Below are 12,306 nucleotides of genomic sequence, written 5' to 3'. Positions count from 1 at the left end.
GGGGGCGGGGCGCCTGGGGTTCCTGGGGGGGGGGGGGGGGGCGCCCCCCCCCGGGGGGCCCCCCCCCCCCCCCACGATGGAGAACGGTGCCTCGATCCGGAACGGTGAATGAAGCCGTTCGGGACAGTGCAGGACCCCGGAACCGGCGCAGGGGTCCCGGGGCCGATCGGAGGGCGGGCGATGTGGACCGCCCGCCGCAGGCGTCACACGCGCCGCAGTACCGCGACGACCTTGCCCAGGATGGTCGCGTCGTCGCCGGGGATCGGCTCGTAGGCCGCGTTGTGAGGAAGGAGCCAGACATGGCCGTCCTCGCGCTTGAAGCGCTTGACGGTGGCCTCGCCGTCGAGCATGGCGGCGACGATGTCGCCGTTCTCGGCGACCGGCTGGCGGCGGACGGTCACCCAGTCACCGTCGCAGATCGCGGCCTCGATCATGGAATCACCGACGACCTTGAGCACGAACAGCTCGCCGTCGCCGACCAGCTGCCGGGGGAGGGGGAAGACGTCCTCGACCGACTCCTCGGCGAGGATCGGCCCACCGGCGGCGATCCGGCCGACCAGCGGGACGTAGGACGCGGCGGGCTTGCCGGCGGTGTCCGTGGGCTGCACGCTCACGGCCTGGTCGGATCCGCGCACCTCGTACGCGCGCGGGCGGTGCGGGTCACGGCGCAGGAAGCCCTTGCGTTCCAGTGCCATCAGCTGGTGTGCCACCGAGGACGTGCTGGACAGGCCGACGGCCTGGCCGATCTCGCGCATCGACGGCGGGTAGCCCCGCCGCTGCACCGAGTCCCGGATCACCTCGATCACCCGGCGTTGCCGGTCGGTGAGGCCCGAGCTGTCGGCCCGGATGCCTGGAGGTCGGCCCGGCAGGGAACGCTTGTGTCCCTCGGGATTCACGGCTTCGTTCATGGCATGCACCGGGTCGAGTCGGCCCTGGGAGCGGTCCTGGGCGGTGATGGTGGCACTGTCTGCGGTCGTGGTCACGTCGGCCCCTCTCGATGGTCTCCCTGCTGGACAACGGTAGTTGCTTTCGAAAGGTTGCGCCAAACACACGTTCGAGTGAAAAAACGCGGTTCACCGTACGCGATCACATGTCTGGGTGTATGGCTCACGCGGTGCCCGGCGGGCAAAAGGGCCCATTGTTGTACTCTTCGCCGCCGGGGTGCTGGCCTTGTGGGTGTGACCAGTCTGCCATCCTGACCGCCGCTGACCGGGATGTACGTGCCCATCTGCGCCGGAGTCGCACGTGACCTCCGTGCGGCGCCCACGGTATCTCCGTATCCGCCGTAGCGGTACGTGTGCGACACGCGCAACCTGGCGATGTATCAGCCAATCACCACATCTAGTGGTTGGATTGCTACAGCAGCCCACAAGTTGTGGTCCCCCGGGTCTCCGGTCCCGCCGAGATCGCCTATGCTTGGGGCTGCTTCGAGGGGCCCATGTGGCCCAGCGAGGCTATTGAGTCTGCTGTGAGGAGGGTTGGAGATCATGCACTGCCCCTTCTGCAGGCACCCCGACAGCCGCGTGGTCGACAGTCGTACGACCGATGACGGCACGTCGATCCGCAGGCGCCGCCAGTGTCCGGACTGCTCCCGTCGTTTCACGACCGTCGAGACGTGCTCGCTCATGGTGGTCAAGCGGTCCGGAGTCACCGAGCCCTTCAGTCGTACCAAGGTCATCAACGGCGTGCGCAAGGCATGCCAGGGGCGGCCTGTCACCGAGGACGCGCTCGCCCAGCTCGGCCAGCGGGTCGAGGAGGCGGTGCGGGCCACCGGAAGCGCCGAGCTGACCACCCACGACGTGGGGCTGGCCATACTCGGCCCGTTGCAGGAGCTCGACCTGGTCGCCTATCTGCGATTCGCCTCCGTCTACCGGGCGTTCGACTCGCTCGAGGACTTCGAGGCCGCGATCGTGGAACTCAGGCAGGCCGCGCAGGACCCCGCCGCGGACGACGAAGACGCGGCAGCGGGGAGCCAGGAGGACGATCACGGGCCGGGCGGAACCACTCGGGTGCCCGCGCCCGTCCATATCGCCGACTGACGGGCGGACCGGAACCGGGCGGAGGCCCCGGATCCGGTTGTCGGACGGCGATCCAGGACTTGTCGCGGGGGCGGCTCAGCGTGCCCGCGACGTGACAACAGAACAGCGTGTCACGGGAACATCGTGGCATTTCAGGGCGTTTTAGCCCGTACAGGGAGGCGGCATGACAGAGACGGCGAGCGGTCCGGCACGGAGTTCCCGCGCGAAGGGGACGAAGGCCACCAAGGGACTGCGTATCGAGCGCATCCACACCACCCCCGGCGTGCATCCGTACGACGAGGTGAGCTGGGCGCGCCGTGACGTCGTCATGACCAACTGGCGCGACGGCTCGGTCAACTTCGAGCAGCGTGGCGTCGAGTTCCCCGACTTCTGGTCGGTGAACGCGGTCAACATCGTCACCAGCAAGTACTTCCGCGGTGCCGTCGGCACCCCGCAGCGCGAGACCGGTCTCAGGCAGCTGATCGACCGGATCGTGAAGACGTACCGGAAGGCCGGCGAGGAGTACAAGTACTTCGCCTCGCCCGCCGACGCCGAGATCTTCGAGCACGAGCTGGCGTACGCCCTCCTGCACCAGATCTTCAGCTTCAACAGCCCCGTGTGGTTCAACGTGGGCACCCCGCAGCCCCAGCAGGTCTCGGCCTGCTTCATCCTGTCCGTCGACGACTCCATGGAGTCGATCCTCGACTGGTACAAGGAAGAGGGCATGATCTTCAAGGGCGGCTCCGGTGCCGGCCTGAACCTCTCCCGGATCCGCTCCTCCAAGGAGCTGCTCTCCTCCGGTGGCAACGCCTCCGGCCCGGTCTCCTTCATGCGTGGCGCCGACGCCTCCGCGGGCACCATCAAGTCGGGTGGCGCCACCCGCCGCGCCGCCAAGATGGTCATCCTGGACGTCGACCACCCCGACATCGAGGACTTCATCGAGACCAAGGTCAAGGAGGAGGAGAAGATCCGCGCCCTCCGTGACGCGGGCTTCGACATGGACCTGGGCGGCGACGACATCACCTCCGTCCAGTACCAGAACGCCAACAACTCGGTCCGTGTGAACGACGAGTTCATGAAGGCGGTCGAGCAGGGCGGCCGGTTCGGTCTGCGCGCCCGGATGACCGGCGAGGTCATCGAAGAGGTCGAGGCCAAGAGCCTGTTCCGCAAGATGGCCGAGGCGGCCTGGGCCTGCGCCGACCCGGGCATCCAGTACGACGACACGATCAACCACTGGCACACCTGCCCGGAGTCCGGCCGGATCAACGGCTCGAACCCCTGCAGCGAGTACATGCACCTGGACAACACGTCCTGCAACCTCGCCTCGCTGAACCTGATGAAGTTCCTGAAGGACGACGGCAAGGGCAGCCAGTCCTTCGACGTCGACCGCTTCACCAAGGTCGTCGAGCTGGTCATCACCGCGATGGACATCTCCATCTGCTTCGCGGACTTCCCGACCCAGAAGATCGGCGAGAACACCCGCGCCTTCCGTCAGCTCGGCATCGGCTACGCCAACCTCGGCGCCCTGCTGATGGCGACCGGCCACGCCTACGACTCCGACGGCGGCCGCGCCCTCGCCGGTGCCATCACCTCCCTGATGACCGGCACCGCCTACAAGCGCTCCGCCGAGCTCGCCGCGGTCGTCGGCCCCTACGACGGCTACGCCCGCAACGGCGACGCCCACAACCGCGTCATGCAGCAGCACGCCGACGCCAACACCGTGGCCGTGCGCATGGACGACCTTGACACCCCGGTCTGGGCCGCCGCCACGGAGGCCTGGCAGGACGTGGTGCGCCTCGGCGAGAAGAACGGTTTCCGTAACTCGCAGGCGTCCGTCCTCGCCCCCACCGGCACCATCGGTCTCGCGATGTCCTGCGACACCACCGGCGTCGAGCCCGACCTGGCCCTGGTCAAGTTCAAGAAGCTCGTCGGCGGCGGCTCGATGCAGATCGTCAACGGCACCGTGCCGCAGGCCCTGCGTCGCCTGGGCTACCAGGAGGAGCAGATCGAGGCGATCGTCGCCCACATCGCCGAGAACGGCAACGTGATCGACGCCCCCGGCCTCAAGCACGAGCACTACGAGGTCTTCGACTGCGCCATGGGCGAGCGCGCCATCTCCCCGATGGGCCACGTCCGCATGATGGCCGCGATCCAGCCCTGGATCTCCGGTGCCATCTCCAAGACGGTCAACATGCCGGAGACGGCGACCGTCGAGGAGGTCGAGGAGATCTACTACGAGGCCTGGAAGCTCGGCGTCAAGGCGCTCGCGATCTACCGCGACAACTGCAAGGTCGGCCAGCCGCTCTCCGCCAAGACCAAGGAGAAGGAGAAGGCCGAGGTCACCGAGAAGGCCGAGGCGACCATCCGCGAGACGGTCGAGAAGGTCATCGAGTACCGCCCGGTCCGCAAGCGCCTCCCGAAGGGTCGTCCCGGCATCACCACGTCCTTCACCGTCGGCGGTGCCGAGGGCTACATGACGGCCAACTCCTACCCGGACGACGGCCTGGGCGAGGTCTTCCTGAAGATGTCCAAGCAGGGCTCGACCCTCGCGGGCATGATGGACGCCTTCTCCATCGCGGTCTCCGTCGGCCTTCAGTACGGTGTGCCGCTCGAGACCTACGTCTCGAAGTTCACCAACATGCGCTTCGAGCCGGCCGGCATGACGGACGACCCGGACGTGCGGATGGCGCAGTCGATCGTCGACTACATCTTCCGCCGCCTGGCGCTGGACTTCCTGCCGTTCGAGACGCGCTCCGCGCTCGGCATCCACTCCGCCGAGGAGCGTCAACGGCACCTGGACACCGGTTCGTACGAGCCGACCATCGACGACGAGGTCGACGTCGAGGGTCTGGCCCAGTCGGCGCCGCGCGCCCAGGAGCTGAAGGCCGTCGCCGCCCCGCGGACCGAGATCGGTTCGGCCAAGCCCGCCCCGAAGCAGGCGCACACCAGTGCCGAGCTGGTGGAGATGCAGCTGGGCATCCAGGCCGACGCCCCGCTCTGCTTCTCCTGCGGCACAAAGATGCAGCGGGCCGGGTCCTGCTACATCTGCGAGGGTTGCGGCTCGACCAGCGGCTGCAGCTGACGGGTCGATGTGACGTGAAGTAAGGGGCGCCGGCCCTAGCCGGCGCCCCTTACCGTTTGTCTGCACCGTTTGTCTGCCCGGGTGGCCGTTCGCCGTCAGGGACGGCCGAGTCCGCCCATCTCCCGGGTGAACACCACCGGGTCGTCCTCGAAGCCGTGCAGCCCGGGCCGGAAGCTCCAGTCCCCGGATCCGTCGCGCACGAACTCCGCGACGGCGGCAGCCGTCGCCCCGAGGACCGAGCCGAAGTCGTCCTCGGCCAGTACGTTGTAGCCCTCCCGGACGCGGACGGCCGGGTTCAGGACATTCACGAACGTGCGGTGCGCGGCCCGCTGCTGGATGACGACTCCGACGACCACGCGCGTGTACCGGCTGTCGAGCCGGTCCAGTTCGAGGGTCATCACCTCGTCCCAGCCGAAGCCCTTGCCGTCCTGGCTGTCCCGGTTGAGGAAGATGGTGCCGTCGGGCGAACGGCTGTCGAAGTGCACGAGATAGGCCGGAGTTCCGTACGGGTCAACCCGCGTGAACGTACCGGCGATGACGTCGAGATCGGTGGGCGGTTGCCCGGAAGGGCTGGGATCCCACTTCACCGCGACCTCGACCTTGCTGATCGCCTTGCTGAAACCGCTCATCACGCGTCCCCTTCCCCCTAGAGGTCCACTGCCCCAACTGATGGGCTACCCAGGCTCTTTGTCCATCGTGCCACGCGCGCGGGGGCGCACGCGCGGGTGATCTCAGCCGGAGCGTGACCAGCGCCACGCTCCATGGCCTTACGATGGCGCGGTGCTGGTCAAGTGGATTCGCTGCACCGTGGTGGACCGCCGGGGCTTCGAGCGGGGGCAGCGGAAATGGGCGGGGCTTCTGGGGGAGCCGGGATTTCGGGGACAGGGCGGGGGCTGGAGTCGGCAGCGTCCCGGAGTGGCGCACATCTTCGCCTTCTGGGAGAGCCGTGCCTTCTACGACTCCTTCATGGCGCGTTCACACGACCGCCTGGCCGCGTCCCAGTCCGGCACGTACAAGGACCAGCAGGTCAAGCTGTTCGAGTACCGGTTCGACGTGAAGACGGGCTTCGAACCGCGGTTCACGGACAGCGACCTGGTCCGGGTGGCCCTCTGCCGGGTGCACGAGGAACGCGTCGAACACTTCACGCTGATGCAGGAGAAGGTCTGGAACCCGGCGATGGCCGGCTCGCCCGGCATGATCCGCGGCATGTTCGGCGAGGCCCCGGCGCACGAGTTCATGATCCTTTCCATGTGGCGGTCGGCTGCCGAGCACGGCAAGTACCGCACCGAACGGGTGGAGCGGCTGGCGTTGCGCGCCCAGACGGAGGCCGACATCGCGGCCCTCACGGGCGACATCGTGGAGCTCGAACCGAGCTGGATCGTTTGAATATCCAACCCTTGATTAGTGTGACCTGCGCCGTATGGGGCCCGTCCGAGTGCTCGATTTTTCGTCACTCGATCTAGGGTTTTGGCATGGCACGACCACGGCGCATCGTCCTTGTCCGGCACGGCGAGTCAACCGGCAATGTCGACGACTCCGTGTATGAGCGGGAACCCGACCACGCGCTGGCCCTGACGGAGCGGGGCTGGCGGCAGGCCGAAGAGACCGGAAAACGCGTCCGGGAGATCTTCGGCCAGGAGCGCGTCAGCGTGTACGTCTCCCCCTACCGCCGTACGCACGAGACCCTTCGCGCCTTCCACCTCGACCCGGATCTCATACGCGTGCGCGAGGAGCCCCGGCTCCGGGAGCAGGACTGGGGAAACTGGCAGGACCGCGACGACGTGCGGCTGCAGAAGACGTACCGGGACGCGTACGGCCACTTCTTCTTCCGCTTCCCGCAGGGTGAGTCCGGGGCCGACGTGTACGACCGCGTCGGCGGCTTCCTCGAGAGCCTGTTCCGCAGCTTCGAGGCGCCGGACCACCCGCCCAACGTGCTCCTGGTGACCCACGGCCTGGCGATGCGGCTGTTCTGCATGCGCTGGTTCCACTGGACGGTCGCGGAGTTCGAGTCGCTCTCCAACCCCGGGAACGCCGAGATGCGGATGCTCGTTCTCGGGGACGACGGCAAGTACACGCTCAACCAGCCCTTCGACCGCTGGCGGGACCCGGAGCCCTACTGGATGAGCGGCTAGGCTGGCCGCGATGACATCCTCCACCGATTCCTCGACCCCCGGGCGCCTGGAACGCGCCCTGACCAGCCTGCGCGGACTCGCCGTCGGCGACGCGCTGGGCTCACAGTTCTTCGTGCCGGTGAACTACCCGCTGCTGAAGCGGCGGGAGCTGCCTCCGGCACCCTGGCAGTGGACCGACGACACCGAGATGGCCTGCTCCGTCGTCGCCGTCCTGGCCGCCCACCATCGGATCGACCAGGACGCGCTGGCCCACTCCTTCGCCACGCGCCACGACTTCGACCGGGGCTACGGCCCCGCCGTCAACCGCCTGCTGCGCCTCGTCCGGGAGGGCGGCGACTGGCGCGAGCTGGCCGCGGGGCTCTTCGACGGGCAGGGGTCCTGGGGCAACGGCGCGGCGATGCGGATCGCGCCTCTGGGCGCCTGGTACGCGGACGATCCCGAGCAGGCCACCCACCAGGCCGAGATCTCTGCCTACCCCACGCATCAGCACCGGGAGGCCGTGGTCGGTGCCATGGCTGTGGCGGCCGCAGCGGCGCTGGCAGCCGCGCCAGGCGGCCCGCCGAGCCCTGAGGCGCTCCTGGACGGGGTCGTCGCCCTGATCCCCAGGAGCGCCGTCGGCCAGGGCCTGCGGCGCGCCCGCGACATGCTCGACTACGCCGACGCGGGCACCGTCGCGGCCGTCCTCGGCTGCGGACGGCGTACGACCGCCCATGACACCGTCCCCTTCGCGCTCTGGTCGGCCGCACGTGCCCTCGGCGACTACGAGACGGCGTTCTGGACGACCGCTCAGGTGGGCGGCGATGTGGACACCACCTGTGCCATCGTGGGCGGCGTGCTCGCCAGCGGCAGTGCGGGAGCGCCGCCTGCCGCCTGGGTGGAGCGCGTCGAGGCGCTGCCGGAATGGGTGCCGGCGGGGACGGGGTCCGCTGTCGGCGGGTGATCGACCGAGGCAAGGCCATCGACCGCGGCCGGGTGAACGACCGCGGCCGGTCTCGGACCGTGCATGGCGGCGCGGTGCGGGTCGGCGCCCCTTGGGAGGCGGCTCGTACGGAAATCCGTGAGGCCGCGGCGCCTCGGAGGCGTGCGAGGTGGGTGACGCGGCCTGGCGATGCCGGCTCGTGGCGGGCTCGGTGTCCGAGGACCGTCGAAGCGTGCCGTCGTGGGCTCTCACCGGCCCGGGGCCGGCCGCGTCCTCGGCGTCTGTGGTCCATGCCGAATGCCGCGCTCCACATAGGAGACTCTCTGTGCCTGGCGGGAACTCTGCGTGACCGCCAGGCGTTTTCCCGGCAGCCGCTCCCCTTGACGGATGTCCCGGCGGGTGGGCGGGAGGCGTGACGGAGGGGGAGGTGTCGGTCGTGTGGGTCGGGTTGGCTCTTCTTGTGGTGTGCGCCGTGGCGATGATCGCGGCGCCGAAGGCCGTGATGCGGATGGCCGGACCTCGGCCTCTGCCGTCTGTCCCCTGGCTGAGGCCCGGCCGTCCGCGGCTCCGCGCGGACCCGGTGGGGTCAGCCGATTCCCGGACCGGCCGTGCCGGCGAGGGCTTCGAGGTCGCTCTTGCGGACCTTGATCACCAACCATGCGGTGAGCAGGCCGAGCCCGGCCATGGCGGCGGCGGGGATGAACGCGGTCGAGATGCCGTGCGCGAGCACCTCGTGCCCCCAGGGCGCGGGCAGCTGATGGGTCTTGGCGAACTCGGCCTTCTGCTCCGGCGAACCGTCGGCGAGGAACTTGGGCAGTTGCTTCTTCGCCTCGTCCTTGCTCGCCGAGCCGAACACCGTGGTCAGGATGGACAGGCCCAGCGAACCGCCCACCTGCTGCATGGCGTTGAGCAGCCCGGAAGCCGCTCCGGCCTCGTGCGGGGCGACACCGGAGACCGCGGTGACGGTCGCCGTCACGAAGTTCAGCCCCATGCCGAAGCCGAAGATCAGCATGGGCCCGAGCACCCCGCCGACATACGAACTGTCGGGCTTGATGAACGTCTGCCAGGTGAGTCCGACGACCACGAGCGCCGAACCGGCCATCATGAACGGCTTCGGGCCCAGGACGGGCAGGAACCGCTGCGACAGCCCGGCTCCGACGGCGATGGCCGCCGTCACGGGCAGGAAGGCCAGGCCGGCCCTGATCGGGCTGTAGCCCAGCACGTTCTGCACGAACAGCACGATGTAGAAGAACATGCCGAACATCGCCGCGGCCAGGCTGAGCATGATCACGTAGGTGCCGGAGCGGTTGCGGTCGCCGAACATCCGCAGCGGGGTGATGGGCTCCTTCGCCCGGGTCTCGATGAAGACGAAGGCCAGCAGAAGGACCACCGCCGTGGCGAACGACCCGAGTGTCAGACCGTCGCGCCAGCCGTCCTCCGAGGCCCTGATGAAGCCGTAGACCAGGGAGGCCATGCCCAGGGTGGAAGTCAGCGCGCCCGCGATGTCGAACCGTCCGGGGTGCCGTTCGGACTCGTTGATGTACTGCGGGGTGAGGGCGACGATCAGCAGTCCGATCGGCACGTTGACGAAGAGCACCCAGCGCCAGTCGAGCCAGTCGGTGAGCATGCCGCCGGCCAGCAGGCCGATGGCCCCGCCACCCGCGGAGACCGCGGCGAACACGCCGAACGCCCGGTTCCGCTCCGGACCTTCGGGGAACGTCGTGGTGATCAGGGCCAGCGAGGTCGGCGACGCGATCGCGCCACCCATACCCTGGAGGGCGCGGGCGGCAAGCAGTTGCCAGGGTTCCTGGGCGAGACCGCCGAGGAGCGAGGCGAAGGTGAACAGCAGGATGCCCGCCATGAACACCCGGCGTCGGCCGAGGATGTCACCCGCCCGCGCGCCGAGGAGCAGCAGCCCGCCGAAGGTGAGCGTGTAGGCGCTGACCACCCACGTGAGGTCCGTGGTGCTGAACTTGAGCGCGTCTTGAATGTGCGGGAGCGCGATGTTCACAATCGTCGCATCAAGTACCACCATGAGCTGGCAAGCGGCAATCACGGTGAGTGCGATGCCGGGACGTCCCTGCCGGCGGGCGGCACCTGGTTTCCGGTCCTGTATCAGTTGAGAGGTCGTCACTATGGGTCCCCCACGAAGGTGTTAGTGAACGCCAGCGTTCACTGTCGCGTCAACGGTAGTGAGTCCTCGGTAGAGAACGCAAGCGTTCACTTAACTGCGCGTCGCGTGTCGCGTCCCCCTTTTGCCGTCGCGCGCCGCGTCCCCACTCCGGAATCCCTGCTTCCCTTCGCTCGCTGGAGAAACTCAGATGGTTACCTCGCGCTGGACTGCCGCTCCTCCTCAGGCGGCCTCCCCTCGTCGGCGCGGTGCGGTCCTCGAACGCGCGATCCTGGACGCCGCCCTGGAGCAACTCAGCACCGTCGGCTGGAACGGCCTCACGATGGAAGGCGTCGCCGCCGGTGCCCAGACCGGGAAGGCGGCGGTCTACCGCCGCTGGCCCTCCAAGGAGGAGCTGGTCGCCGACGCGTTGCAGGCCGGTCTGCCACGTTTGGAGGAGGCCCCCGACCTCGGAAATGTGCGTGAGGATCTGTTGGCCCTGTGCCGGCAGGCCCGGGACGCGATGTTCTCGCGCCCCGGCTTCGCACTGCGGTCGGTGATTCACGAATGCGATCCCCTGCAGGTTGAGCGGTTCCATGGCGTGATCTTCGACGGGGTCGTGGGGCCGACGATCCAGCTGATCGGGGACGTCGTCGCCCGCGGAATTGAGCGGGGCGAGGTGCGCGCCGATGCGGCCAACGGCTATGTCCTCGATGCCATTCCGGCGATGATGATGTACCGCAACAAGATTTCTGGAAGCGAATGGAACGACCAGGAGATCGAAGAGATGATCGACCGGTTCATGCTTCCGCTGCTCCTGTCACGCCAGGTCTGAGCCGCGGCTCGGGCGGTCCTGGGCGCGGTCCGGGAAGCCGGGGTGTCGTCAGGGGATCAGTGCGGCGTACCCTAAGGGCGCCATGCCGTACGAACCGCCTACTCACACCGTCGAGCGCTCCCTTCGCGCCACGACCGGAGCCAAGGTCATTGCCGGTGTCGACGAGGTGGGGCGCGGCGCCTGGGCCGGGCCCGTCACCGTCTGTGCCGCGGTCACCGGTCTTCGCCGGCCGCCCGAGGGCCTCACCGACTCCAAGCTGCTGACCGTCAGACGGCGCACGGAACTCGCAGAGGCGCTGCGGGGGTGGGTCACGGCCTACGCCCTGGGGCATGCCTCGCCGGAGGAGATCGACGAGCTCGGGATGACGGCCGCGCTGCGACTGGCGGCGACCCGTGCGCTGGAGACCTTGCCGGTTTGTCCCGACGCGGTCATCCTCGACGGGAAGCACGACTACCTCGGTGCCCCGTGGCGGGTGCGCACGGTCATCAAGGGCGACCGGTCGTGTGTCGCCGTGGCCGCGGCCTCGGTGATCGCCAAAGTTCAGCGCGACAAAATGATGGCCGAACTGGGTATCGACCATGCAGACTTCGGATTTGCGGACAACGCCGGGTACCCGTCGCCCGTGCACAAGGCCGCACTGGAGGAGCGGGGACCCACCCCGTACCACCGGTTGTCCTGGGCGTATCTTGATGCGCTGCCCCAGTGGCGGCACCTCAAGAAGGTCCGCGGCTGGGCGGAGGGAAGTGCTCCGGAGATCGAGGGTCAGCTCGGCTTCGATTTCTGACCTTCCGGTCGCACTGTTGTGCCACCCGGTTCACCTGACCTGCACCAACGTTTGATAAATATCAGCTCATGCCTCTCATTCCCGAGGAGCCTCAGATTCACGAGAGTGCCCAGGGTCCCCGCGCCACTCCGGCCACCGGCCGTACCGCGCCGACCCCTCGTCCCGTACCCGGCCCCCGCCCCGCGGCTCCGTCGCGTCCCGGTCGTCCCGGCCCTGTGCGGCCCACGCCGCCGGTACAGCGCGCGCCGCGTGACGTGGCCAAGCCAGGCCCGTCCGGCCCGGCCGTCCCCGCCGCGACAGCGGCGGCCCCGCAGATCCAGCTGATCCCGGCCAGCGTGTCGTTGTACGACGGCACGAACGCGATGTTGCGGTACCAGCCGCCGTTCTTGCCCGCGTGCACACAGTGCCCCGCCGTCCACACCAGGT

At 68.8% G+C, this 12,306-nt stretch carries 10 protein-coding genes and 1 pseudogene; 8 read left to right on the top strand and 3 right to left on the bottom strand.

The features are described 5' to 3' along the window. Window positions 1–203: 203 nt before the first annotated feature. Complete coding sequence (lexA, locus tag ABZ887_RS50240; protein WP_089104346.1) at window positions 204–983, bottom strand: transcriptional repressor LexA; 780 nt, start codon at window positions 981–983, stop codon at window positions 204–206. 504 nt (window positions 984–1,487) lie between these two features. On the opposite strand from lexA, the gene nrdR reads away from it, so the two are divergent. Together nrdR and ABZ887_RS50230 are read left to right on the top strand one after the other, a co-directional pair. Beyond that, a complete protein-coding gene (nrdR, locus tag ABZ887_RS50235) occupies window positions 1,488–2,039 on the top strand; it encodes a transcriptional regulator NrdR (RefSeq protein ID WP_361306289.1) in 552 nt (183 codons plus the stop codon). A gap of 163 nt (window positions 2,040–2,202) precedes the next feature. After that, entirely contained in the window at window positions 2,203–5,100 is a 2,898-nt protein-coding gene (locus tag ABZ887_RS50230) for a vitamin B12-dependent ribonucleotide reductase (protein WP_361306287.1), read from the top strand. A gap of 95 nt (window positions 5,101–5,195) precedes the next feature. On the opposite strand, the gene ABZ887_RS50225 is transcribed toward ABZ887_RS50230, so the two are convergent. Further along, window positions 5,196–5,729, bottom strand: coding sequence for a TerD family protein (locus tag ABZ887_RS50225; RefSeq protein ID WP_361306285.1), 534 nt, complete (start codon window positions 5,727–5,729; stop codon window positions 5,196–5,198). A 151-nt stretch (window positions 5,730–5,880) separates the two neighbouring features. On the opposite strand from ABZ887_RS50225, the gene ABZ887_RS50220 reads away from it, so the two are divergent. The 3 genes from ABZ887_RS50220 to ABZ887_RS50210 all read left to right on the top strand — a co-directional run bounded on the left by ABZ887_RS50220 (window position 5,881) and on the right by ABZ887_RS50210 (window position 8,172). After that, entirely contained in the window at window positions 5,881–6,486 is a 606-nt protein-coding gene (locus ABZ887_RS50220; protein ID WP_361306283.1) for a YdbC family protein, read from the top strand. A gap of 86 nt (window positions 6,487–6,572) precedes the next feature. After that, window positions 6,573–7,232, top strand: coding sequence for a histidine phosphatase family protein (locus ABZ887_RS50215; RefSeq protein ID WP_351960234.1), 660 nt, complete (start codon window positions 6,573–6,575; stop codon window positions 7,230–7,232). Window positions 7,233–7,242: 10 nt separating this feature from the next. After that, window positions 7,243–8,172 (top strand): ADP-ribosylglycohydrolase family protein, encoded by a 930-nt coding sequence (locus ABZ887_RS50210; RefSeq protein WP_361306281.1) that lies wholly within the window; start codon window positions 7,243–7,245, stop codon window positions 8,170–8,172. 565 nt (window positions 8,173–8,737) lie between these two features. Here the strand turns inward: ABZ887_RS50210 and ABZ887_RS50205 are convergent. Then, window positions 8,738–10,285 carry an MFS transporter gene (locus ABZ887_RS50205; protein ID WP_361306279.1) on the bottom strand — a complete coding sequence of 516 codons (1,548 nt, stop codon included), beginning with the start codon at window positions 10,283–10,285 and terminating at the stop codon, window positions 8,738–8,740. Between the two features lie 187 nt (window positions 10,286–10,472). Between ABZ887_RS50205 and ABZ887_RS50200 the strand changes: the two genes are divergently transcribed. The 3 genes and pseudogenes from ABZ887_RS50200 to ABZ887_RS50190 form a co-directional block, all read left to right on the top strand. After that, window positions 10,473–11,096 carry a TetR/AcrR family transcriptional regulator gene (locus ABZ887_RS50200; RefSeq protein WP_361306277.1) on the top strand — a complete coding sequence of 208 codons (624 nt, stop codon included), beginning with the start codon at window positions 10,473–10,475 and terminating at the stop codon, window positions 11,094–11,096. Between the two features lie 82 nt (window positions 11,097–11,178). Then, a complete protein-coding gene (locus tag ABZ887_RS50195) occupies window positions 11,179–11,880 on the top strand; it encodes a ribonuclease HII (protein WP_361306275.1) in 702 nt (233 codons plus the stop codon). Window positions 11,881–11,948: 68 nt separating this feature from the next. Next, window positions 11,949–12,215 (top strand): annotated as a pseudogene (locus tag ABZ887_RS50190) (hypothetical protein); the annotation flags it as partial. Between the last annotated feature and the right edge of the window lie 91 nt (window positions 12,216–12,306).

Origin of the sequence: Streptomyces sp. NPDC047061, from assembly GCF_040643955.1 — a bacterium.
In the GTDB taxonomy this organism is placed as follows: Bacteria; Actinomycetota; Actinomycetes; order Streptomycetales; family Streptomycetaceae; genus Streptomyces.
Note: the sequence above shows the minus strand (reverse complement) of the source record. Positions and strands in the feature narration are given on the sequence as shown.